The organism is Streptococcus mitis (genome assembly GCF_047462815.1).
In the GTDB taxonomy this organism is placed as follows: Bacteria; Bacillota; Bacilli; order Lactobacillales; family Streptococcaceae; genus Streptococcus; species Streptococcus mitis_DO.
Genome location: NZ_JASHFB010000006.1, coordinates 21883 through 44818, shown reverse-complemented (window position 1 = coordinate 44818; position 22936 = coordinate 21883). Strand labels below are relative to the sequence as shown.

The following is a 22936-nucleotide window of genomic DNA, read 5'->3' as shown; positions in this document are numbered from 1 at the left end:
AATGCGTTTTTTTACATATCGCAGAACAATCTCTACTATTCCCTATTTCAGATAGTGCGATATTCGGACATTGAGTGCAATAATTGTAAATCACACAAGTACTGCAGTTTTTACTATCATTCAAAATATAATTTGCTATTTTGTAAAATATAGGTCTATCCCATGTTTCTTTGATAGATGTAAAATGAATATTTCCAATACTTCTATTGAAAGTAAGCTTTTTCAGTTTTTCTAACGATTTAGGCTATTTCGTGACACACCCACAATCCGTGAAAATTCTGGTTATATCAGATTATGTGATTTTCGTAAGAATTTTATATTGTCTCCAATCATGGCAGTCTCCTTTTACTTGATAAAACTATTATAACATTTAGAAATTAAAAACTGGTTCAAAATCAATAGAATGTGTGTATTCGATACATTCAATAAATTCTTGGAAACAGTTCTACACCAGTTATACAAATCTATATACACCTATCTCATTCAAAATAAAAAGAAAGCTGCAGTTCTTTTAATCCTGTATCAACGATTCATTCTGAAATCGAATAGGAGACATTTCCCAAGTCTACAATTCACTTCATCTCAAATTAATTTTTGTAATTCACCCTTAGTTTATAGATTTTATACTCAACAAAAGTATAAAGCATACAAAACTTCACTTTGAACCAGTATTTATACTATATTCCGTATTAAAAATTCTATTATTGATTTTGTAAAAAACAGTCTTCAAATATCCTGAAATATAGCAAAAAGAGATTGGGTAAAAACTCATTGTCTCTTCTCACTCAAGGACTAAGTTCACTTGAGCAAACTGAATCCGCACTGTTGTTCCTTTTCCAACCTCAGACTCGATACGAATCTGGTGCCCCAGTTCTTCAGAAATTTTCTTAGATAGATAGAGGCCAAGTCCAGATGACTGCTGGGTTAGGCGTCCATTATATCCTGAGAAACCACGTTCAAAGACTCGGAGGACATCACTGTTTTTTATCCCGATTCCCGTATCCTTGATACAAAGCTCTTGCCCGTCCATATAAATCTCCAGACCACCTTCCTTGGTGTACTTGAGACTGTTTGAGATGATTTGCTCAATAACCACTAGCAGCCACTTTTTATCCGTCACGATTTCTTTATCAAGGTCATGTAGATTGACATTTAGGCCTTTTTGAATAAAGAAAAGAGCATATTTACGAATTATTTCCTTAACCAGATCCTCAATTTGAACCTGCTTTAAGACCAAATCATCATGAAAACTTTCTAAACGCAGGTACTGTAAAACTAGATTGGTATAGGAATCAATCTTGAAAATTTCCTGTTCTAATTGCTGCTTCAGTTGGCGGTCGGCTACTTCTGCAACTAAGAGTTGACTAGCTGCAATGGGGGTCTTAATCTGATGGGCCCACAAGGTATAGTAATCCAGCAAATCCGTCAGTTTTCTTTCTGAATCTGATCTCTGCTGATAAAGTTCCATCTCACGCGCTTCTAATTTTTCTGCTAAGGCTCTTTCCAAAGGAGACTGAGCTTCCCTCTCACCATAGAGAAGTTCCTGACGATAGACCTGCATTTCTACCAATATGTCCCAAGTGAAAAATAAGATGGTTACAAAGCAACACAAGAGGAAAAAGTAGAGAAAGTAAATTCCCAAACTGGCAAATAAAAACTGAAAGAGTAAGAGCAGAAACGTCAAAGAAATCAGATAGACAAACAGACGACTACGGGAACGCAGATAGGCTAGAAAAAATTGTTTCCAATCAAGCATGCTTCAGTCCGTACCCTATCCCTTTCTTGGTCTCGATAAATCCTACCAAGCCCTGCTCTTCCAACTTTTTACGCAATCGAGCCACATTGACAGAGAGCGTATTATCATCAATAAAAAAGTCGCTGTTCCAAAGTTCCCGCATGAGGTCGTCACGCGCTACAATATTGCCCGCATGCTCAAATAAAACGCGTAAAATCTGGAATTCGTTCTTGGTCAAATTCAAGACTTGCCCTTGATAATGTAAATCCATTGATTTGGTATTGAGGATAACACCGGCATATTCCAGTAAACTCTCGTCACGCCCAAACTCATAGGAACGACGCAACAAGCCCTGAACCTTGGCTAAAAGAACCTGCTGGTCAAAAGGCTTGGTCACAAAGTCATCCGCCCCCATATTGATTGCCATGACAATATCCATAGCCTGGTCTCTCGAAGACAGAAACATGATGGGGACCTTGGAAATCTTGCGAATCTCCTGACACCAGTGATAGCCATTAAATAAGGGCAAGCCAATATCCATAAGGACCAGATGAGGTTCCGATTGGACAAAAAGGCTCAAAACTTCCATAAAGTCTTCTACCAGAACCACTTCAAATCCCCATTCAGAGAGCATTTTTCCGACTTGTTGACGAATGACCTGATCATCTTCTACTAATAAAATCTTGTGCATCTGATTCTCCTTTGCTAATTTTAGGAGTCTTAAATCCTTTAGTATAAATAGAGGGCTTAGTATCTAATACTTTTTTGACATTTCCTTGTCACAACAGATAGTGAATAACCCCATTGATATCATACCTTATTTTCAGACATAGTGCCAGCACTACCCATTTATTTTTAATTTTTTCAACCCTCATTTCAGTTCTTTTATACATCCCCTTAACCAAAATTTATATCTATTCTTCCAAACCTTGAGTGTAGTTAAAACGACACTCTATACTCTTCTAACATTGAAAAGCTCCTTATCAAGTGGTATCCGTAAAAAGTTCTAGCTTTCAGATTGACAATCTGAAAAAGATTTGTTAAGATATGAATGAACAATATTTAATATTCATTCAGAAAAGAGGTGAATCAAATTGGACAAAAAACAGGCTTTGAAATCCGCAGCTTATGAAGTTTTTTCAAAAAAAGGATACAAGGCGACAGGAATTTCAGAAATTGCTAGACAAGCTCATATGGCAGTCGGATCTTTTTATAACTATTACGAAAGTAAAGAGGCTATTTTTTTAGATATCTATATTGATGAAAACAACCGTGTTCGCCAAACTATGATCGAAGAACTGGATTGGGAAATTGATATGATTGATCTTATTAGTCAACTCTTTGCTCAATCCAGAGCACTCGTTTCCTCCAATAAAATCCTTGCAGAATGGTACAATCCTGCCATAGCAGATGAGTTACATAGCTACTATTCCTCAGAAGAAGGGAAAGTCACAAATCCATTTCATCAATTTCTCGTGAAAACCTTTACTCATCGTTTGCAGACTGAAGGTCATTCTCCAGAAAAAATTCAAGATATTTTACAAGTTTACAACCTATTTTACTACATGGATATGCATATCACAGAAAATGATTTTCCAGATATTAGCAAAACTGTAGAAATACTAGCAACCAACTTCATTAAAGGAATACTGAAATAAAGAAATCTTTTCTTTATTTTTTGGAAATTATTGAATGAAAAAAAATATTATTCATTCATAGAAAATTACTACACTATAGGAGTTAAAAATGAAACGAGGGAAAAAAATGTTCATAATTATTCTAACTACACTTGGAGTGCTCGGCTTTATATCTTGGGGAATCATTACCTATCTTGGACGAAGTCAAACTTTATCGATAAAATCCATTGAAAATCCCAGCGGAGATTTGTATTTAGTTCACATCACAAAACCAAAAAATCAAATATGGAAAGCTGGCTCCTATGCTCAGTTTAAGCTTCCTGACAGCTCGTTTGGTCCAGACAAAAGTCCAGTAAAGGAGGATCAGGCTAGCCGATGGCTAACCCTTGCTTCCACTCCTGATGAGGATGAAATTCTTATTGTAACCCATAATAGTGGTAGCGTGTTTAAGGAAACCTTAACACATTTACCAGCTGGTAGTAAAATTGAGATGAGTTGGTTGGAGTCATCTTTATCTGTTAAAGACAATGACCAAGCACTGGTTTGTTTTGCCTCTGATGTCGGTATTTCTACTCTACGTCCAGTTGTGAAAGAGTGGGCTGGTAAGCGCTCCATCATTCTTAATCATTTAGACAAAGGAGTAAACATTTTTGATAATGAGTTAAGAGAGCTTAGTAAGAATAATCCGAATCTAACTTATAAAACTAGCGAAACCTTTTCTCAAAGCCAAGCATTTTTAAAAAATGCGGTTGTGAAATACGGTAACCAAGCTATTTATCTCTTAACCGGCCAACCTGATGATATAAATGAGATGAAAAATTTCTTAAAAGAGAATGGGATTGACGACAAACAGATACAAACAAGTATGTTTAGAGGTTTGAAATAAAAGCAAACTGTCTTCTATGTATCTAAATCATACCATTATAGGTCGGTATGTAGAGAGATCGTACAAACCAACTAGTAAATTCTATGTGTTTGTGATAAGATAAATAAAAAGAAAGGAGCTCTTATGACCAATATTTTTGATTATCTGAAAGATGTCGCACACGATTCTTATTACGACCTTCCTTTGAATGAATTAGATGTTTTAGCCTTAACAGAAATCACCTATCTCTCATTTGATAATCTGGTCTCCACAGCTCCTCAGCGACTTTTAGACCTGGCACCTCAGGTTCCAAGGGAGCCAAACATGTTGACCAGCAAAAATCGCCTCCAGCTATTAGATGAACTAGCTCAACACAAGCGCTTCAAAAATTGCAAACTCTCCCATTTTATCAACGACATCGACCCTGAGCTGCAAAAGCAATTTGCGGCTATGACCTACCGCCTCACTCTCGACACCTATCTGATTGTCTTTCGTGGGACTGATGACAGCATCATTGGCTGGAAGGAAGATTTCCACCTGACCTATATGAAGGAAATTCCTGCTCAAAAGCATGCCCTCCGCTATTTAAAGAACTTTTTTGCCCAACATCCTAAGCAAAAGGTCATTCTGACTGGGCATTCCAAGGGAGGAAATCTAGCCATCTATGCTGCTAGTCAAATTGAGCAAAGCTTGCAGGATCAAATCACAGCAGTTTATACCTTTGATGCTCCCGGTCTCCACAAAGAACTGACACAAACCGAGGGCTATCAAAGGATAATGGATAGAACCAAGGTCTTCATCCCACAAGGCTCCATTATCGGTATGATGATGGAAATCCCTAACCACCAAATCATCGTGCACAGTACTGCCTTAGGTGGTATCGCCCAGCACGATACCTTTAGTTGGCAGATTGAGGACAAGCACTTCGTCCAACTGGATAAGACCAACAGTGATAGCCAACAAGTTGACACAACCTTCAAGGAGTGGGTGGCCACAGTCCCTGACGAAGAACTCCAGCTCTACTTCGATCTCTTCTTTGGCACCATTCTTGATTCTGGTATTACTTCTATCAATGACTTGTCTTCCTTAAAGGCTATCGAACACATTCGTCATCTCTTCGTCCAAGCTCAATCCCTCACTCCAGAAGAAAGGGAAACCATGGGACGCCTCACTCAATTATTGATTGATACCCGTTACCAAGCCTGGAAAAATAGATAACACTCTTGAAAATCAAATGTATACAAAACAAAAGACCTAGAATACATACTTTCATGTGCATTCTAAGTCTTTTTAAATAGAATCTGACTACCAAATAATCCCTTTGTAGGCTATCAAAATGAGGACTGATAGCAGGACATAAAAGGCAAGGAAAAGCCATTTCATCTTAACACAGAGCGCTACGTACTCCCGAATAAAAGCAGATGGTATGTAGTAGCCTGCCGTCCTACATCCGAGGCCATCTCCCTTCATTTTTAACTTACGAGCATAGGTACTTGTTCTAAAGACATGATAATCATTTGTTACAAAGAGAAATTGAGGCTTGGCTACCAGTTTCTCGCCAAGTTCCTTAGAAAAGAGAAGGTTCTCGTAGGTAGTCCTTGATTGATCCTCCAGAATAATCGCATCTTGGGGAACATCTGTCTCCGTAAGCAGATAGTTTGTAATAGCCTGCGCTTCAGAAATCTTCTCATCTGCTCCTTTTCCACCGCTGGCAATAATTTTTATGTTAGAATTTTTAGACTTGTGGTAAGCTTCTACTGCCTTATCAATTCTCCTCTTCAGCAAAGGTGTTACCTTTTCTCCGTCTAACAAACCTGCACCATGAATGATAATAAAATCATAATGCTTCTTCTTAGGAATAAAGAGATACAAGATAGAGTACAGAATAAAAGCCACAAAAGCAAAACCAAAAATAAAGTAAGAATAAGCAATAAATGCAAATAAAATATTTAGAAAGTGATTGGTGTAAAATAATTCATGTCGTCCTCCCAATCGAAATGACATCAAAGCAAAAAATAGCAAAATGACTATTCCAAGGAGCATGGAGAGATAATTAGCCTTTGAACGTCCCTCTCGCTTCAACAAAATGACCCCATTATAGATTAGAAAGATGCCACTTAGAAAAAGCAAAAAAGGAAGTAAAATAAAGGGAAATATAAAAAAAGCGAAATGAATCTTCTCATACCCATTTTGATAAAAAAGGTAGCCTAGATAAAAATAACTGGAAATGAGGGATAATAAGAATAATACTGGATTCCACAAACTTCTATTATCCTTCCAAAATGACACTATAAATGCCAATACAATTCCTATAACGAGATACATTTCTTCCTCCTTTAATGATTCTATTTTATCACAATTTTACATAGAGAAAAAGAGGGCATCTATCCCTCTTACTCCTTCATCTGACTCTCTGCATCAGCCACGACTTGCTCTAGACTGGTCTGACCAAGTTCAGCCTCCATAGCCAGTTGGATTCTCTCCAATTTTTGATCCAAAACATCATGAATATGAGCTCCAACTGGACAATTTGGATTCGGATTGTCATGGAAACTGAAGAGTTGACCAGTCTTACCAAGACACTCAACCGCCTGATAAACATCTAATAGACTAATGTCTTTGAGATCCTTAACAATCTCTGTTCCCCCTGTTCCGCGCGCGACTGAAATCAGCTCTGCCTTCTTCAACTGGGACAAGGTTTTTCTGATAATGACAGGATTGACCCCGACACTAGCAGCCAAAAAATCACTGGTCACCTTGCTTTCCTTCCCCTCTAGGGCAATGATTATCAGCATATGAGTCGCAATGGTAAATCTACTTGGAATTTGCATCCTCTTCTCCTTTTTATGAGGCTAGCCTGCCTCTACTCTTCTTTTTCTATTATTATACCCTTTTCAGTTGTAATGTCAATCGTTACCACTTTTCAACCAAGCATCTAATTCCCTATCATAACCCTCTTTCTGGGCCAATTCTCTCAGAAATTCCTGATGATGAGTATGGTGGATCCCATTGACCAGACTTTCATAGTAAACCTCAAAATAGGGAAGTTTAAGATCTTTAGCCAGCTGCAATTCAGCTGCCACATCGTAGTCTACCCGTCGGAAGTCCATATCTACCAAGCCCTTGTCATCAAACTCTAAAATCATATACTGGGCTCGCAAGTCCTTCCGTAACTGGGCATCTAGAAAGAAAGGTTGCCCAATCGAACCTGGATTGACAATCAATTGCCCACCAGTACCGTAACGAAGCAACTGCTGGTGAATATGACCATAAACAGCAATATCACAAGGGGGATTGGTCACCAAGCGGTCAAAGTCCTCTTGCGCTCCAGTATGAATCAACTCTCTCCCCCAGTTCTTATCAGGAAGATGGTGGCTAATTCCTACCGTCAAATCCCCAAACTGACGATGAATCTGGAGAGGTTGATTGTGGAGCAGTTCAATTTCTTCTAGGGAAATTTCCTCTAAAACATACTGACACTGGCGCAAGAGATAGCGTTGACTGGGACGAGTACTATCCAATTCCTTGCGGACACCATGCCAAAGACTGTCTTCCCAGTTTCCCAAAACTCTAGCCGTAATCGGTAGTTGAGCCAACAAGTCCAAAATCTTTCTACGCCCTGTCCCTGGCATGAGAATGTCTCCCAAAAGCCAGTATTCATCCACTCCTAGCTGCCGAGCATCTGCCAAAACAGCCTCCAAGGCGGTGGTATTTCCATGAATATCTGAAAGAAGAGCTATTTTCGTCATATCCATCTCCTCGTTTTTTCTCTTGCAATAAGTATAACATAAAAAGTCACAGCTAGAGAAATCTAGCTTTTTTTGATATACTAGATAGAGATATTAGACAAGAGGAAGCGAATGACCCCGAATAAAGAAGACTATCTAAAATGTATTTATGAAATTGGCATAGACCTGCATAAGATTACCAACAAGGAAATTGCGGCCCGCATGCAAGTCTCTCCCCCTGCCGTAACTGAAATGATTAAACGGATGAAAAGTGAAAATCTCATCCTCAAGGACAAGGAATGTGGCTATCTACTGACTGACCTTGGACTCAAACTGGTCTCAGAGCTCTACCGTAAGCATCGCTTGATTGAAGTTTTTCTAGTCCATCATTTAGACTATACAAGTGACCAGATTCACGAGGAAGCTGAGGTCTTGGAACATACTGTATCTGACCTGTTCGTGGAAAGACTGGATAAATTGCTAGGGTTCCCTAAAACCTGCCCCCACGGAGGAACTATTCCTGCCAAGGGAGAACTCTTAGTTGAAATCAATAACCTGCCACTAGCTGACATCAAGGAAGCGGGCGCCTACCGTCTGACTCGTGTGCACGATAGTTTTGACATTCTCAGTTATCTGGACAAGCACTCACTTCACATCGGTGATTCGCTCCAAGTCAAGCAGTTTGATGGCTTCAGCAACACCTTCACTATCCTTAGTAAAGACGAGGATTTACAAGTGAATATGGACATTGCCAAACAACTCTATGTCGAAAAAATCAACTAATTTCTCAAGTCCCCTACCAACCCTGAAAATTTGATTTTCAGGGTTTTATTTTTATCATTTGATTTTGCTTTCATTTAGTTGTAGAATATTTGTTAAAAAAAAAAGAAAGATAGTTTAACCTATGAAAAAATCACTAAAAATTTTTGCGACATCTAAATGGTTTGACCTCTTTGGAGTTGCTCTGGTCGTTGGGATTGCGATTGCATCTGGTTACCTCAACTCCCGCCTCGATAAATTTGTAGACTGGGGACCATGGACAGCTCTTGTTCCCTTTGGATTGATTTCCGTAACCAATGTTGGGATTTCCATGTTGTCCACTCGTTTCACGGGAAAATTAAGCAAATGGGGAAATTACTTTGGCATTGTTAATACCATTTTGTCCGGTGCTATTGATTATATCCTTGGAAATAAGGCGGCTATTATCACTTATCCCGTCACCTTCCTCATTTATACCTTTGCTATTAAGAAATGGGAAGCTTCGCAAGAAGGCAGACCCAACCAAATGAGCCAAGAACAGCTAAAATTGGCGGCCATCATCATTTCAATCATCGCCTTCCTCTTTGCCTTTGTGACCAACTATATCGGATATGAGGGCAAGATGAATCTCCTTGCCTACGTAACAACTATTGCCTTTGCACTGTCCCTCATTGCCAATGCTTTGAATGCATTGAAACTAACAAGTCAGTGGGGCTTTTGGTTGATTTACAATTTCGTTCAGCTGACAAAGGCTGGCATTCAAGGAAACTTTGCCAATATCGGTAAATACATCTTTTATATCCTCAATGCAATCGGAGCTTTATTTGTCTGGAATGATGAAGAAGTAAAACAATAAGAGGAAAATCAAATAAAGAAATCTAACAGAATCTCCTTACTAAAATTTTTTATCATTTTACTTGTAACTCCCATTCTTTTAGAGTAGAATGAAGCTAGATAAAAGAGGGAGGTCTTGTCATGAAAAAACTCTATAGAATCCATTTTACAGCAATTGCAGTTATCGATTTGCTACTATTCGCATTTTTTAGCACTAGACCCGAGACAGCTTTCGACTGGCTCTTGCTCACTGGTTTTATTTTCCTCCTTGTTCAGGGACTCCTGCTATTTCGCTTGGTCGTCCAACTAAAAAATCAATTCGCTGAGATTTATCCTCAAATCAATAAAATGATTCGCTTCTACTATTTAGGGGTGCTCATCAGCGACTTTCTATTATTTGTTCTCTTAGCCTTCACTAGTTCTCAGCGATTTTCCACTCTTATGCCAATCGTCACTGCTTGTCATTATACTTTATATTATCTGACGACTGACTACCTAAGAGAAAACTATCCAGACTTTTACGATAAACACATCACTTTATGGGAGTGTCTCTAAGGAAAAGGAGGTTTTAGCATGAAAAAAATCATCTTCATCAAAACTATTCAACTCCTTGTCATTGATGGAATTATGCTGGCATTTTTGACATTTAAAGAAGGGCTTACTTGGGATTGGATTTTAATTTATAGCGGTTGGCTCATTTTCTTTCATCCTGTGCTATTGACCTATCTGTCTAATCAGCTTTGTGACCACTTTAGTCAACTCTATTCCCAGATTAGACCGCGATTCTGGCGTTTTGCCTTACAAATCCTCCTATGGGATAGCCTGATGATTCTCTCCTTGATATTTTTAAGTAGCATCCCACTTTTCCTTCAGGATACCCTCCTCATCCTAGGACACATCATCCCTTCCTATCGCACTTGCCAAAGCCTGAAACAAGATTTCCCCAAGCCCTATCAAGAACCGATTTCTTTTTGGAGCATTTTATGATAGATGAGAAAAACCAAGCCGGCTGGGCTTGGTCTTTCTTATCTATTTTTAGTATCTAGGATAATGGTAACTGGCCCATCATTGACCAGCTCAACCTGCATATCCGCTCCAAAGATGCCTGTCTGAACGGGCACTTCTTGCGCTAATTTTTGATTGAATGCATCATAGAAGTCTGATGCCATATCAGGCTTGGCTGCACCTGGAAAGGCTGGACGATTGCCTTTCTTAGTATCCGCAAAGAGGGTAAACTGAGAAATAGAGAGGATTTCTCCTTCAATATCTTTGACAGACAGGTTCATCTTGCCTTCTGCATCTGAAAAAATCCGCATATTGACCAGTTTTCTCACAGCATAGTCCAAATCTTCCTCTTGGTCCTCTGGTCCAACACCAACCAGCAATAAGAGTCCCTGATTAATTTTTCCCTGAACCTGACCTTCGATACTCACTTGGGCTTTTTTAACCCGTTGGATAATGATTTTCATAATAGCCTTTCTAGTAAGAGCTAGGCCAATTAGCCGTTGGTCCGTTTAACAGAATAGACCTCTGGTACGCTCTTAATCTTATCTACGACCGTGGTCAGCGTCGAGAGGTTAGCAATGCCGAAGGACACATGGATATTAGCAAACTTCATATCCTTGGTTGGTTGGGCATTGACCGTTGAGATGTTCTTGGTTGTGTTTGAAAGAACTTGCAGTACATCGTTCAACAGTCCTGTACGGTTGAGACCATAGATATCGATATGAGCCATATACTCCTTATTTGAGTTTGAATACTGGTCTTCCCACTCCACATCAAGGAGACGTTGCTCGTAGTTTTCTTGGGCACGCAGGTTCATACAGTCCACACGGTGAATAGCCACACCACGCCCCTTAGTGATATAGCCGACAATATCATCACCAGGAACAGGATTACAACACTTGGCAATCCGCACGAGGAGACCTGAGGCACCTTCAATGACCACACCACCCTCATGCTTAACCTTGAGGGTTTCTTTGTTTTCAACCTTGACCTCGCCACCTTTGACAAGTTCTTCTGCTTCAGCCTTGGCCTTGGCACGTTCTTCTTCACGGCGTTCTTTTTCAGTCAGACGGTTAAAGACAGTAATAGCACCGATTTCACCAAAACCAATAGCCGCAAAAAGGGATTCTTCTGTCTTGTAGCTAGTCTTTTGCAGAACTTGGTCCATATGACGCTTGTCCATGAATTTATTGGCCACATAGCCATTTTCTTGGAACTGGGCCATCAGCATTTCACGACCCTTATTGACAGACAATTCCTTATCTTGGTTTTTAAAGAACTGACGAATCTTGTTGCGCGCCTTGCTGGTCTTGACCATATTGAGCCAGTCACGGCTCGGTCCAAAGGAGTTCGGGTTGGTAACAATTTCAACCTGATCCCCTGTCTTGAGCTTGGTTGTCAGGGGAACCATACGACCATTGACCTTGGCACCAGTTGCTTTTTCCCCGACTTTTGTATGGATTTCGTAGGCAAAGTCAATCGGTCCTGAATCTTTTGGAAGAGAGCGGACAGCTCCATCTGGGGTAAAGACATAAATCTCCTCAGCCAGATAGTTTTCCTTAACTGAATCGACAAATTCCTTGGCATCATCAGCCTGGTCTTGGAGCTCCATCATCTCCTTGATCCAGTTCATCCCAATAGCTGATTCCTTGCTGTTAACCTGCCCCTTAATGCCTTTCTTATAAGCCCAGTGAGCCGCAACCCCGTACTCAGCCACCTCATGCATGGCCTTGGTCCGAATCTGGAATTCAATCGGCCCTTTTGGCCCATAGACAGTCGTATGGATAGACTGGTAACCATTGGCCTTGCGATTAGCGATGTAGTCTTTAAAGCGACCAGGCATGGGTTTCCAAAGCTCATGAACATAACCAAGCATGGCATAGACATCACTTTGGGTATCCAAAATACAACGAATGGCAATCAGGTCATAGATTTCCTCAAACCGTTTTCTCTTATCCTGCATTTTGCGGAAAATAGAGTAAATATGCTTGGGACGACCGTAAATCTTCCCGTTTAGATGACGATCTGTCGTATAGTTTTCTAATTTTGTGACTACCTCATCCACCAATGCTTCACGCTCTCTGCGCTTTTCCTTCATCATATGGGTAATCTTGTAAAACTCCGTTGGGTTGAGATAACGGAAAGATAAGTCTTCCAATTCCCATTTGACGCTAGAAATCCCCAAACGATGGGCAAGTGGGGCATAGATTTCCATGGTTTCTTTGGAAATACGCTCCTGCTTATCTTTTCGAAGATGTTTCAGGGTCCGCATATTGTGCAAGCGATCAGACAGTTTGACCAAGATAACACGGATATCCTCAGACATAGCCATAAGCATCTTACGATGATTTTCAGCCAACTGCTCCTCGTGAGACTTGTACTTGACCTTACCGAGTTTGGTAACCCCGTCGACAATCACGCGCACATCAGGACCAAACTCTCTTTCCAAATCGTCCAAGGTAGCATCAGTATCTTCCACCACATCATGCAAGAAACCGCAAGCTACCGTTACAGCATCCAGCTTGAGTTTGGCTAAAATACCTGCTACTTGGATAGGGTGAATGATATAAGGCTCACCTGATTTGCGGTATTGACCACTATGGCATTCCACCGCATAGACCAAGGCCTTATGGACAAAATGAACATCCTCTTCTGTTAAATATTCTTTGGTTAAAGCGACAACTTCTTCGCCTGTTAAATTCACTTCTTTTGGCATCTCTACTCTCCAATTCTTCCTACCATTTTATCACTTTTTTAAGAATATGAAAACTAGATTGGAACAGAATAAGAAAAAAATAATTCAGAATTGCTTGATAATTCTGAATTATTAGTCTATAATATATTACGAAGTTAGATTTTAAACTTAGGTGATAGAAGGAGAGATAGAAGAACGGAAACCATATTGTAACCGAAAGACTTTCTGACTTCCCCAATTCCATTGAATATACGAAAGATAAACGGTGGAACTCGTATCACATACACTGGTACCTTGACTGGATTTTGGAATTAAAATCCTCAAGATACTTTCTTTTATCCTTTAGTTTATAAGGAGAACACCTATGAAAAAAACTGCTATTTCTATCTTTGCTCTCCTAGTGTTAGGAGTTTGCTGCCTGTTCCTATTCAGCCAGCAAAGCTATAAAAAAACAGTCGTTCAATACTATGCTAACGACCAGAACCTGCCCAATAGGATAACTTATAGTGAATATAGCGATAAACGAGAAGCCAACTACGGTGGCACTCTAAACATCACGTCTATCAAACAAGCTAATGACGGAGTTTATGCAACCTATGAAGGGCAATTGACACCTCTCCAATATTGATAAATTGATAACCAGCCTGTCTTCATCTAGTCATGCTGGTTTTTAAGTTCATTCTAAATCCTTACCTATTCTCCCCAACTGTGCTATACTTAATTTATACTCAATGAAAATCAAAGAGCAAACTAGGAAACTAGCCACAGGTTGCTCAAAGCACCGCTTTGAGGTTGTAGATAGAACTGATGAAGTCAGTAACATATATACGGCAAGGCGACGTTGACGCGGTTTGGATTTGATTTTCGAAGAGTATTAGTGCATTCTTTGAGATTGGAGCTAACATGAAAATCCATAAAACCGTGAATCCTGTTGCCTATGAAAACACCTATTACCTAGAAGGCGAAAAGAACCTCATCGTCGTCGATCCCGGTAGCCATTGGGAAGCCATTCGTCAGACAATAGAGAACATCAACAAACCGATCTGCGCTATTCTCTTGACCCACGCTCATTATGACCATATCATGAGTCTGGACTTGGTTCGTGAGACTTTTGGCAATCCTCCTGTCTATATCGCAGAGAGCGAAGCCAGCTGGCTCTACACTCCTGTCGATAATCTCTCTGGTCTCCCTCGTCACGATGATATGGCAGATGTGGTCGCAAAACCTGCAGAACACACTTTTATCTTTCACGAAGAATACCAACTAGAGGAATTTCGTTTCACTGTCTTGCCAACACCAGGGCACTCTATCGGCGGTGTTTCTATCGTCTTTCCGCAAGCTCACCTAGTCTTGACAGGAGATGCTTTGTTCCGTGAAACAATCGGACGGACGGATCTTCCGACTGGTAGCATGGAGCAACTCCTTCATAGTATCCAGACCCAACTCTTCACCCTACCAAACTATGATGTCTATCCAGGGCATGGTCCAGCTACTACTATCGCTCACGAAAAAACTTTCAATCCTTTTTTCTAGTAAAATGATGACAATCAACAGCACAATTTAAGTAAACTATCCAGCAAATCTTTCTATTACAAAAGGCATCCAGACAAGGTTTTCACACCTGATTGAATGCCTTTTTTCTGATTACTGACCTCTTTGCATTACCAAATAATCACGCGCTCTTCTGGTGAACGCCACATACCGTCTCCTTCTTTGACATCATAGGTTGTAAAGAAATCATCGAAGTTTGGTACTTGTACATTGACACGGAGTTTGGCTGGTGCGTGCACATCGACGCTAGCCAAAAGTTTCATAAATTCTGGACGACCTTTCATGCGCCAGATGCGACCGAAGTTGTAGAAGAATTCTTCTGCTGAGAAGTCTGGTTCTCTCTTAGCTGCTTCAAGCGCTGCTGCGATTCCTCCCAAGTCAGCCACATTTTCTGATACAGTCAATTTACCGTTGATGGTTGCTCCATAAGAATCCTGTCCATCAAATTGATCGATAACTTTTTGTGTTTTCTCTTTGAAGGCAGCATAGTCGCTCTCTGTCCACCAATCCTTGAGGCTACCATTTTCATCAAAGGAAGCTCCGTTGGTATCAAAGGCGTGAGAAATTTCATGGGCAATAACTGCCCCAATACCACCGTAGTTAGCAGAAGATGACTGATGCAAGTCATAAAAAGGAGCCTGTAAAATAGCTGCTGGGAAGACAATTAGGTTCTTCTGTGGATTGTAGTAGGCATTGACCATATGAGCAGGCATGCCCCATTCCTTGTAGTCAACAGGCTGATTCCACTTGCTCCAACTGTGCTTGATTTCCACACGCGCAAAGGCTAGAGCATTGTCAAAAAGACTAGCAGTCTCATCCACTACTTTGTCCTTATAGCGTTCTGGCAATTCTTCTGGGTAACCGATATAAGGCTTAATAACATTGAGTTTGACGATGGCCTTGTCACGAGTTTCTGGAGTCAGCCAGTCATTTTTGGCCAAGCGTTCCTTATAAACATCAATCATGGTTGCCACTTTTTTCTCTACGTCTGCCTTAGCTTCTGGAGAGAATTTTTCATGGGCATACCAGAGACCCAAGGATTGTTTGAAAGGACCTTGTGCTAGTTGATAAGCCGCCTTGACCTTGTCTTTGGCTTCTGGAACTCCTGAAAGCGCACGGCTATAGGCACCTGACAAGACACGAATTTCTTCTGTTAAATAGCTGGTTGAGAGATTAACAACACTTAAAATTAAGGTTGCCTTAAGGAGAGGCCATGCCTCTTCACTATAGAATTGGTCTGCTGCTTGCCAGAAGCGTTCCTCATCTACAATAACCTTGTCTGGCACTTGTCCAAGAACTGCTTGGAAGAAGTCATCCAAAGGTAGGGCAGGCGCAAATTTCTTGAAATCTTCGTAAGCATATGGATGGTAAAGTTTAGCATACTCTGAACTTTCTTCATTAGAGAGCACCACTGCCGCAACTCGACGGTCCAATTCTAGTCTTTTCTCTAGCAAGTCTTCAATTTCTGCATCAGAGAAATCATAAGCCTTGAGGAGATTTGCGCTGCTTTCTTTCCAAAGAGTCAAGAGCTCTTCGCGTTGAGGATGGTCTTCTGCATAGTAGGTCGTATCTGGCAGGATCGTGCTTGGAGCGCTAGCCCATAAAACGTTGATTCTGGCATCCATAAAGTCTGGTGATACACCAAAAGGAAGGAAGTTCGGTTTTCCTGCAAGCTCAAACTCTGCTAGTCTAGCTGTAAAATCCGCAAAAGTCTCCAATTCTTGGAACTCTTTAAGAAGTGGTAAGACAGGTGTGATACCGTCAGCTTCTCTCTTGTCAAAATCACGAACTAGGCGGTGGTATTTGACAAAATTTGCCAAAATAGCATCCTCAGGCACCTCTTCACCTGCCAACCACTTGTCTGTTGTCGCAAGCATCAAGTCTTCAATTTCCTGGTCTAAATCAACAAAACCTCCCGTTTGAGACTTATCTGCTGGGATTTCAGCTGTCTGTTGCCATTCTCCATTAATTGCATCATAAAAATCATCTTGATAACGTGTCATATTGTTCTCGCTTTCATTTGTACTTGCTTTTAGCTTAACAAAAATTACCTGGGAATGCAATTAAAAATGAACTGATACTTTCTATTGTTTTTCAGTTATTATTTTAATTTTTTCAAAAATTAACTTGACTTAATTTTTTTTTTAATGTATATTAAGAGACAGGAGGAATATAAGTTTATGATACGTATCGAAAACCTCAGTGTCTCCTACAAAGAAACGTTGGCACTTAAGGATATTTCACTAGTGCTCCATGGACCAACAATTACCGGTATCATTGGTCCAAACGGTGCTGGGAAATCAACATTATTAAAAGGGATGCTGGGAATTATCCCACAGCAAGGTCAGGCATTTCTCGATGACAAGGAAGTTAAAAAATCCTTACATCGAATCGCCTATGTCGAACAAAAAATCAATATCGACTACAACTTTCCCATCAAAGTCAAGGAATGCGTCTCACTAGGACTCTTTCCCTCTATCCCTCTCTTTCGCAGTTTAAAGGCTAAACATTGGAAGAAAGTGCAAGAGGCCCTTGAAATCGTCGGTCTAGCTGACTACGCTGAACGTCAAATCAGTCAACTGTCTGGAGGTCAATTCCAGCGGGTCTTGATTGCCAGATGTTTGGTGCAGGAAGCCGATTATATACTCTTAGATGAACCCTTTGTTGGGATTGATTCTGTCAGTGAGGAAATCATCATGAATACGCTGAGAGATTTAAAAAAAGCTGGGAAGACGGTTCTCATCGTCCACCACGACCTCAGCAAGGTTCCCCACTACTTCGATCAAGTCTTGCTTGTCAATCGAGAAGTGATTGCCTTTGGTCCAACCAAAGAAACCTTTACCGAAGCCAATCTCAAAGAAGCTTACGGTAATCGACTCTTTTTCAATGGAGGTGACCTATGATTGCAGAATTTATCGATGGATTGCAAAAATTCCATTTCTTACAAAATGCCTTGATAACAGCCATTGTCGTCGGGGTCGTAGCTGGAGCTGTAGGATGTTTCATCATTCTACGCGGGATGTCACTCATGGGAGATGCCATTTCACATGCTGTCTTGCCAGGTGTAGCCCTCTCCTTCATCTTGGGCGTTGACTTCTTTATCGGAGCTATTGTCTTTGGATTGCTAGCTGCCATCATCATTACCTACATCAAGGGGAACTCGATTATCAAAAGCGATACCGCCATCGGCATTACCTTTTCTTCTTTCTTAGCCCTCGGTATCATCTTGATTAGTGTCGCTAAAAGTTCAACTGACCTTTTCCATATCCTTTTTGGTAATATCCTAGCCGTCCAAGATACGGATATGTTTATTACTATGGGTGTTGGGGCAGTCATTCTCTTGTTAATCTGGATTTTCTTCAAGCAACTCTTGATAACTTCCTTTGATGAACTCTTGGCTAAAGCCATGGGAATGCCTGTCAATTTCTATCACTACCTTCTCATGGTACTCCTGACTCTCGTGTCTGTGACAGCCATGCAAAGTGTCGGAACTATCCTGATTGTAGCCATGCTGATTACCCCAGCTGCAACTGCTTATCTGTATGCTAATAGCCTGAAAAGCATGATTTTCCTTTCCTCAACCTTTGGAGCGATAGCTTCAGTTTTGGGACTCTTTATCGGTTATAGCTTTAACGTTGCGGCAGGTTCTAGTATCGTGCTTACAGCTGCTAGTTTCTTTCTCATTAGCTTCTTTATCGCTCCAAAACAACGATATTTGAAACTGAAAAATAAACATTTGTTAAAATAAGGGGCAAAACCCCAATAAATTGGAGGATCTAATGAAAAAATTAGGTACATTACTCGTTCTCTTTCTTTCCGTCATCGCTCTTGTAGCATGTGCTAGTGGAAAGAAAGATGCAGCTTCTGGTCAAAAACTAAAAGTTGTTGCTACAAACTCAATCATCGCTGATATTACTAAAAATATTGCTGGTGACAAGATTGATCTTCACAGTATCGTTCCTGTTGGCCAAGACCCACACGAATACGAACCACTCCCTGAAGACGTTAAGAAAACTTCTCAAGCTGATTTGATTTTCTATAACGGTATCAACCTTGAAACAGGTGGCAATGCTTGGTTTACAAAATTGGTAGAAAATGCTAAGAAAACTGAAAACAAAGACTACTTTGCAGTCAGCGAAGGCGTTGATGTTATCTACCTTGAAGGTCAAAACGAAAAAGGCAAAGAAGACCCACACGCTTGGCTTAACCTTGAAAACGGTATGATCTTTGCTAAAAATATCGCAAAACAATTGAGCGCTAAAGACCCTAGCAACAAGGAATTCTACGAAAAAAATCTTAAAGAATATACTGATAAGCTAGACAAACTTGACAAGGAAGCTAAGGAGAAATTTAACAACATCCCTGCTGAGAAAAAACTCATTGTAACCAGCGAAGGATGCTTCAAATACTTCTCTAAAGCCTACGGTGTCCCAAGTGCCTACATCTGGGAAATCAACACTGAAGAAGAAGGAACACCTGACCAAATCAAGACATTGGTTGAAAAACTTCGCCAAACAAAAACTCCTTCCCTCTTTGTAGAATCAAGTGTGGATGACCGTCCAATGAAGACTGTTTCACAAGACACAAACATCCCAATCTACGCACAAATCTTTACTGACTCTATCGCAGAACAAGGTAAAGAAGGCGACAGCTACTACAACATGATGAAATACAACCTTGACAAGATTGCTGAAGGATTGGCAAAATAAGCCTCTGAAAAACGTCATTCTTTTCCGAATTGACGTTTTTTCTATGCCCACATTTCCAGTCAAATCATTGGAAAATTCTGACTGTTTCAGCTAAAATGGAAGAAAAAAGATTGGAGTATCTTATGGTAACTTTCCTCGGAAATCCTGTGAGCTTTACAGGTAAACAACTACAAGTCGGCGACAAGGCACTTGATTTTTCACTCACTACAACAGATCTTTCTAAAAAATCTCTATCTGATTTTGATGGTAAGAAAAAAGTCTTGAGTGTCGTGCCTTCTATCGATACAGGTATCTGCTCAACTCAAACGCGTCGTTTTAATGAAGAACTGGCTGGACTGGACAACACAGTCGTCTTGACTGTTTCCATGGACCTACCCTTTGCCCAAAAACGTTGGTGTGGTGCTGAAGGCATTGAAAATGCCATCATGCTCTCAGACTATTTTGACCATTCCTTTGGACGTGATTACGCTCTCTTAATTAATGAATGGCACCTATTGGCACGTGCAGTCTTTGTCCTCGATACTGACAATACGATTCGCTACGTTGAATACGTGGACAATATCAACTCAGAACCCAACTTCGAAGCCGCAATTAAAGCAGCTAAATCCCTATAGAAAAAATCCTCCGTTTCAAAGAGTTCCTGCTCTTTGAAACGGAGGATTTTTGTTTACGTGTAAATACAAGGGCAATCAGCTAAAAACAATCGCCTTACTCTACAGATTTCAAGGCTTCAAGCATATCAACTTTTCTCAGATGATGATTGACAAAGAAACCAAGTAGGGTCAAAATGGTGCTTACTGCTGCAACTGGAATTACATAGACTTCCCAGCCTACCTGCGGATAAAAGAGAATAGTCGCAGGCGAAATCATTTGAATCAAAAATTGGTGTAAATAGAAACCTGAGACCAGACCAAGGACGATTCCCACAAGAGACAAGACAATCGTCTCACGATAAATGTAGAGGGTGACTTCATTATTATGAAAACCGAGAACCTTGATAGTAGAGAGTTCACGTATTCTCTCAGCCACATTGATATTGGTCAGATTGTAAAGGATAACGATAGCCAATAGAACCGACACGATAACTAAGATGGTCATGGTCTGATTGAGTGAGCTAGCGACGGAGTCAAAGAGTCGAATGGCTGAAGCATTTTGGACAACGCTGGACACCGCAGCTTGATTCATAAGTAAGCCGGCCTGTCTTTCGATACTAGTAGCACTTGTATCCCTTAGCGAGACCAGATAAGTGTTGGTCTTGGGTAGTTGTCCGTAAATTTGCTCATAGCTAGCCTGACTCATATAAATAAAGTGACCAACGTAGTTCTCAGCAATGGCAGCGACCGTTAGTTCCTTACCTTCAATTTCTAGAGTCTGCCCAACCTTAACACCTGCCAGCTGGGCGAGTTTAGCTGTGATGACAACTCCATCTTTTAATGTCAACTCTTGCTGATGATTTTGCAGATGGATAAAGGGAGTCAAATCTTCCTTCTCTGTCATCATAAGGGTAATTGTCTGAAGACCAGCCTTACCTTTGAAATCCTTGTCTAGCGTTTTAGAATAGATTTTCTGATAAGCTTGGATATCTTGCCCTTTCAATACTTCTTCTAGATTTGCCTTGTCCTGATTGGTCGCACTAAGATTTTCAGAGACAATCATCTGATACTGTTGAATTTGTTGAAACTGTCTAGACGGAACTCCTGCTACAGAGGACTGAATTCCCAAACCGGCAAAGAGCAGAGCGACTGAACCTGCCACACCAAAGATCGTCATCAACATCCGCTGCTTATAACGGAAGATATTGCGAGCTGTTACCTTATGGGTAAAACTGAGACGACGCCAGATAAAACCGATGCGCTCTAGTAAGATTTCAGCTCCTTTAACAGGAGGTTTAGGCAATAAAAGCTGGGCTGCTTCGTCATGAAGTTCCCTACGAGCTACCAAGTAGGCTGGTAGCACACTCGCCAACCAACTCAAGACAAGAGCCAGTAAGCTATAGGTCCAATAGAACTGAATCTGGGTTTCTCCCACCACCATGCCTTTTGTAATGACACTTGAAATCACACCGGCTAGTAAATAATGTCCAAGTATGCTACCTAGAGCTGTTCCTACAGTCCCAGCTACTAGACCGTAGAGGAGAAACTTGACGATAATATCCTTACTACGATAGCCCAAGGCCTTAAAAATCCCTGCATGAGTTCGCTCTTCATCCACAAAACGAGTCATAGTTGTGAAGGTCACCATAGCCGCTACGGCATAAAGAACCACAGGAAAGATATTGCCCACTGCCCGAATACTGGCTGAAGCATTACTGTACATGAGATAGCCCTGACCACCAGGCATGGTCTGACGATTATATACTTGATACTTGGGCTCAGCTAAATCATCCAAGAATTGCTGATGTTTTTCTAATTTTTCCTTTTCTTGGGCTAGATTTTGTTCAGCCTGCTTTAGTTTGTCCTCTTCCTTGCTCAATTCCTGCTTGGCTTGGGTAAGTTGAGCACGGGCCTGCTCTCTCTGATCTTGAGGAAGCAAGGCTAGTTGACTTTCTTGAGCCTGTAAACGAGCTTGAGCAGTTGCCAAACGACGCTTGCCTTCCTGCAAATTAGTCTGAGCCTTATCAAGGGTCTCTTGCCCCTTATCGAGAGATTCTTGGCCTTCTTTTTTCAAGACTTGCAGACGTGCCTTGCCATTATCTGATAAAGCTTGTTCAAGGTCTTCCTGATGTTGCTTGGATTTTTCTTCATAAGCTGATGAAAAAGCATTTAAGCCTGCTAAATCTTGATATTTCAAGCGTGCTATATTATAGACTTTTTGATCAAACTGGCTAGGCAAAATCACCCCGTAGGCTGTCAGAGTCCCACTTCCACTTCCTGCATAGCCCATATCCCGCTGGGAGAGGATTTCAGCTGAATCCACAAAACCAGTAATGGTATAAGTATGATCTTTTAAAGAGGAATGCCCCTCTTCTTTTTCTTTAAAACTAATCTCCTGTCCTACACTGTATTGACCCTGCAAATGACTAGCCAAAGCGATTTCCTGGTCTGACTGAGGAAGTCGTCCCTCTCTTAGCTGAAAGGTTGAAATTCGCTCTGGTTTGGAGTACAGCCGAATGGCATCCTGCCCATTTTCCATAGTCACATCTGTCAAATAGCCAAACTCAACCTCTGCGCCCTCTATCTGTTCTAGTTCTTCTTGATCTGTTTGATCCAAACCATAATTAGACATAACTGCCAAATCCAAGGTTTGAGCAGTTCTTAAATAAGCATTAGCTGTCGCCTCCATGTTGGGGCTAGTCACTTTGAGGCCTACTATGGCTAGAGACCCCAACATCATCAAGGTTAAAATGGATAAAAAACGCCCCTTGGAGCCTGTGAAGGACTGAATTAAATCCTTCCAATAGGTTTTTCGCTTGATCATG

At 40.8% G+C, this 22936-nt stretch carries 22 protein-coding genes; 13 read left to right on the top strand and 9 right to left on the bottom strand.

The annotated features are described in order from the left end of the window. Nucleotides 1-781: 781 nt before the first annotated feature. The gene (locus tag QM865_RS04375) at nt 782-1756 is read right to left on the bottom strand and encodes a HAMP domain-containing histidine kinase (protein ID WP_371491820.1); all 975 of its coding nucleotides are present in this window, start codon (nt 1754-1756) and stop codon (nt 782-784) included. After that, nucleotides 1749-2426, bottom strand: a complete 678-nt coding sequence (locus QM865_RS04370; RefSeq protein WP_000548991.1) for a response regulator transcription factor — start codon at nt 2424-2426, stop codon at nt 1749-1751. Before QM865_RS04370 ends, QM865_RS04375 begins: the two co-directional genes overlap by 8 nt. 397 nt (nt 2427-2823) lie before the next feature. Between QM865_RS04370 and QM865_RS04365 the strand changes: the two genes are divergently transcribed. From QM865_RS04365 to QM865_RS04355, 3 genes are all read left to right on the top strand, one after another. Further along, nucleotides 2824-3393, top strand: coding sequence for a TetR/AcrR family transcriptional regulator (locus QM865_RS04365; RefSeq protein WP_261015094.1), 570 nt, complete (start codon nt 2824-2826; stop codon nt 3391-3393). Between the two features lie 88 nt (nt 3394-3481). Further along, nucleotides 3482-4258, top strand: a complete 777-nt coding sequence (locus QM865_RS04360; RefSeq protein ID WP_023946208.1) for a ferredoxin reductase — start codon at nt 3482-3484, stop codon at nt 4256-4258. Between the two features lie 123 nt (nt 4259-4381). Next, a complete protein-coding gene (locus QM865_RS04355) occupies nt 4382-5455 on the top strand; it encodes a DUF2974 domain-containing protein (protein ID WP_414306089.1) in 1074 nt (357 codons plus the stop codon). Nucleotides 5456-5542: 87 nt separating this feature from the next. Here QM865_RS04355 and QM865_RS04350 read toward each other — a convergent pair whose 3' ends face one another. The 3 genes from QM865_RS04350 to QM865_RS04340 all read right to left on the bottom strand — a co-directional run bounded on the left by QM865_RS04350 (nt 5543) and on the right by QM865_RS04340 (nt 7986). Further along, nucleotides 5543-6562 carry a YdcF family protein gene (locus QM865_RS04350; protein WP_414304111.1) on the bottom strand — a complete coding sequence of 340 codons (1020 nt, stop codon included), beginning with the start codon at nt 6560-6562 and terminating at the stop codon, nt 5543-5545. Between the two features lie 68 nt (nt 6563-6630). Then, complete coding sequence (locus QM865_RS04345) at nt 6631-7068, bottom strand: Rrf2 family transcriptional regulator (protein WP_001166788.1); 438 nt, start codon at nt 7066-7068, stop codon at nt 6631-6633. A gap of 75 nt (nt 7069-7143) precedes the next feature. Further along, nucleotides 7144-7986: a metallophosphoesterase family protein gene (locus QM865_RS04340; RefSeq protein WP_285300309.1), complete on the bottom strand. Its 843-nt coding sequence runs from the start codon at nt 7984-7986 to the stop codon at nt 7144-7146. Nucleotides 7987-8097: 111 nt separating this feature from the next. On the opposite strand from QM865_RS04340, the gene QM865_RS04335 reads away from it, so the two are divergent. The 4 genes from QM865_RS04335 to QM865_RS04320 all read left to right on the top strand — a co-directional run bounded on the left by QM865_RS04335 (nt 8098) and on the right by QM865_RS04320 (nt 10545). After that, entirely contained in the window at nt 8098-8748 is a 651-nt protein-coding gene (locus QM865_RS04335) for a metal-dependent transcriptional regulator (protein WP_173267255.1), read from the top strand. 121 nt (nt 8749-8869) lie between these two features. Further along, entirely contained in the window at nt 8870-9580 is a 711-nt protein-coding gene (locus tag QM865_RS04330) for a nicotinamide mononucleotide transporter (protein WP_414306088.1), read from the top strand. A gap of 119 nt (nt 9581-9699) precedes the next feature. Next, on the top strand, nt 9700-10113 hold the full coding sequence (locus tag QM865_RS04325) for a hypothetical protein (protein WP_000737932.1): 414 nt from the start codon (nt 9700-9702) through the stop codon (nt 10111-10113). A gap of 18 nt (nt 10114-10131) precedes the next feature. After that, nucleotides 10132-10545, top strand: coding sequence for a hypothetical protein (locus QM865_RS04320; protein WP_000720030.1), 414 nt, complete (start codon nt 10132-10134; stop codon nt 10543-10545). Nucleotides 10546-10583: 38 nt separating this feature from the next. Here QM865_RS04320 and dtd read toward each other — a convergent pair whose 3' ends face one another. Both dtd and QM865_RS04310 read right to left on the bottom strand, forming a co-directional pair. Further along, nucleotides 10584-11027 carry a D-aminoacyl-tRNA deacylase gene (gene dtd, locus QM865_RS04315; RefSeq protein ID WP_414306087.1) on the bottom strand — a complete coding sequence of 148 codons (444 nt, stop codon included), beginning with the start codon at nt 11025-11027 and terminating at the stop codon, nt 10584-10586. 29 nt (nt 11028-11056) lie between these two features. After that, entirely contained in the window at nt 11057-13279 is a 2223-nt protein-coding gene (locus QM865_RS04310) for a RelA/SpoT family protein (RefSeq protein ID WP_414306086.1), read from the bottom strand. Between the two features lie 343 nt (nt 13280-13622). Here QM865_RS04310 and QM865_RS04305 point away from each other — a divergent pair, with 343 nt between their 5' ends. Beyond that, nucleotides 13623-13886, top strand: a complete 264-nt coding sequence (locus QM865_RS04305; protein ID WP_261065128.1) for a hypothetical protein — start codon at nt 13623-13625, stop codon at nt 13884-13886. Between the two features lie 275 nt (nt 13887-14161). Beyond that, nucleotides 14162-14791, top strand: a complete 630-nt coding sequence (locus QM865_RS04300; protein ID WP_414306085.1) for an MBL fold metallo-hydrolase — start codon at nt 14162-14164, stop codon at nt 14789-14791. A gap of 128 nt (nt 14792-14919) precedes the next feature. Here QM865_RS04300 and pepO read toward each other — a convergent pair whose 3' ends face one another. Further along, nucleotides 14920-16812 (bottom strand): endopeptidase PepO, encoded by a 1893-nt coding sequence (gene pepO, locus QM865_RS04295; protein WP_414306084.1) that lies wholly within the window; start codon nt 16810-16812, stop codon nt 14920-14922. 177 nt (nt 16813-16989) lie between these two features. Here pepO and QM865_RS04290 point away from each other — a divergent pair, with 177 nt between their 5' ends. From QM865_RS04290 to tpx, 4 genes are all read left to right on the top strand, one after another. Then, nucleotides 16990-17712, top strand: coding sequence for a metal ABC transporter ATP-binding protein (locus QM865_RS04290; protein WP_414306083.1), 723 nt, complete (start codon nt 16990-16992; stop codon nt 17710-17712). Next, complete coding sequence (locus QM865_RS04285; RefSeq protein ID WP_049500957.1) at nt 17709-18557, top strand: metal ABC transporter permease; 849 nt, start codon at nt 17709-17711, stop codon at nt 18555-18557. Before QM865_RS04290 ends, QM865_RS04285 begins: the two co-directional genes overlap by 4 nt. Before the next feature lie 31 nt (nt 18558-18588). Beyond that, nucleotides 18589-19518 (top strand): metal ABC transporter substrate-binding lipoprotein/adhesin PsaA, encoded by a 930-nt coding sequence (psaA, locus tag QM865_RS04280; RefSeq protein ID WP_000733076.1) that lies wholly within the window; start codon nt 18589-18591, stop codon nt 19516-19518. Nucleotides 19519-19640: 122 nt separating this feature from the next. Then, the gene (gene tpx, locus QM865_RS04275) at nt 19641-20132 is read left to right on the top strand and encodes a thiol peroxidase (protein WP_269798493.1); all 492 of its coding nucleotides are present in this window, start codon (nt 19641-19643) and stop codon (nt 20130-20132) included. Nucleotides 20133-20226: 94 nt separating this feature from the next. On the opposite strand, the gene QM865_RS04270 is transcribed toward tpx, so the two are convergent. Then, the gene (locus tag QM865_RS04270) at nt 20227-22935 is read right to left on the bottom strand and encodes an FtsX-like permease family protein (protein ID WP_414306082.1); all 2709 of its coding nucleotides are present in this window, start codon (nt 22933-22935) and stop codon (nt 20227-20229) included. Nucleotide 22936: the final 1 nt, after the last annotated feature.

Bases quoted from the DNA above. Each gene is read 5' to 3' on its own strand.
- pepO (WP_414306084.1), bottom strand. From the start codon at position 16,812: ATGACACGTTATCAAGATGATTTTTATGATGCAATTAATGGAGAATGG.
- QM865_RS04320 (WP_000720030.1), top strand. From the start codon at position 10,132: ATGAAAAAAATCATCTTCATCAAAACTATTCAACTCCTTGTCATTGAT.
- QM865_RS04290 (WP_414306083.1), top strand. From the start codon at position 16,990: ATGATACGTATCGAAAACCTCAGTGTCTCCTACAAAGAAACGTTGGCA.
- QM865_RS04360 (WP_023946208.1), top strand. From the start codon at position 3,482: ATGAAACGAGGGAAAAAAATGTTCATAATTATTCTAACTACACTTGGA.
- QM865_RS04335 (WP_173267255.1), top strand. From the start codon at position 8,098: ATGACCCCGAATAAAGAAGACTATCTAAAATGTATTTATGAAATTGGC.
- QM865_RS04345 (WP_001166788.1), bottom strand. From the start codon at position 7,068: ATGCAAATTCCAAGTAGATTTACCATTGCGACTCATATGCTGATAATC.
- QM865_RS04350 (WP_414304111.1), bottom strand. From the start codon at position 6,562: ATGTATCTCGTTATAGGAATTGTATTGGCATTTATAGTGTCATTTTGG.
- QM865_RS04370 (WP_000548991.1), bottom strand. From the start codon at position 2,426: ATGCACAAGATTTTATTAGTAGAAGATGATCAGGTCATTCGTCAACAA.
- QM865_RS04300 (WP_414306085.1), top strand. From the start codon at position 14,162: ATGAAAATCCATAAAACCGTGAATCCTGTTGCCTATGAAAACACCTAT.
- psaA (WP_000733076.1), top strand. From the start codon at position 18,589: ATGAAAAAATTAGGTACATTACTCGTTCTCTTTCTTTCCGTCATCGCT.
- QM865_RS04340 (WP_285300309.1), bottom strand. From the start codon at position 7,986: ATGACGAAAATAGCTCTTCTTTCAGATATTCATGGAAATACCACCGCC.
- QM865_RS04355 (WP_414306089.1), top strand. From the start codon at position 4,382: ATGACCAATATTTTTGATTATCTGAAAGATGTCGCACACGATTCTTAT.
- QM865_RS04305 (WP_261065128.1), top strand. From the start codon at position 13,623: ATGAAAAAAACTGCTATTTCTATCTTTGCTCTCCTAGTGTTAGGAGTT.
- QM865_RS04330 (WP_414306088.1), top strand. From the start codon at position 8,870: ATGAAAAAATCACTAAAAATTTTTGCGACATCTAAATGGTTTGACCTC.
- QM865_RS04375 (WP_371491820.1), bottom strand. From the start codon at position 1,756: ATGCTTGATTGGAAACAATTTTTTCTAGCCTATCTGCGTTCCCGTAGT.
- dtd (WP_414306087.1), bottom strand. From the start codon at position 11,027: ATGAAAATCATTATCCAACGGGTTAAAAAAGCCCAAGTGAGTATCGAA.
- tpx (WP_269798493.1), top strand. From the start codon at position 19,641: ATGGTAACTTTCCTCGGAAATCCTGTGAGCTTTACAGGTAAACAACTA.
- QM865_RS04325 (WP_000737932.1), top strand. From the start codon at position 9,700: ATGAAAAAACTCTATAGAATCCATTTTACAGCAATTGCAGTTATCGAT.
- QM865_RS04285 (WP_049500957.1), top strand. From the start codon at position 17,709: ATGATTGCAGAATTTATCGATGGATTGCAAAAATTCCATTTCTTACAA.
- QM865_RS04310 (WP_414306086.1), bottom strand. From the start codon at position 13,279: ATGCCAAAAGAAGTGAATTTAACAGGCGAAGAAGTTGTCGCTTTAACC.
- QM865_RS04270 (WP_414306082.1), bottom strand. From the start codon at position 22,935: ATGATCAAGCGAAAAACCTATTGGAAGGATTTAATTCAGTCCTTCACA.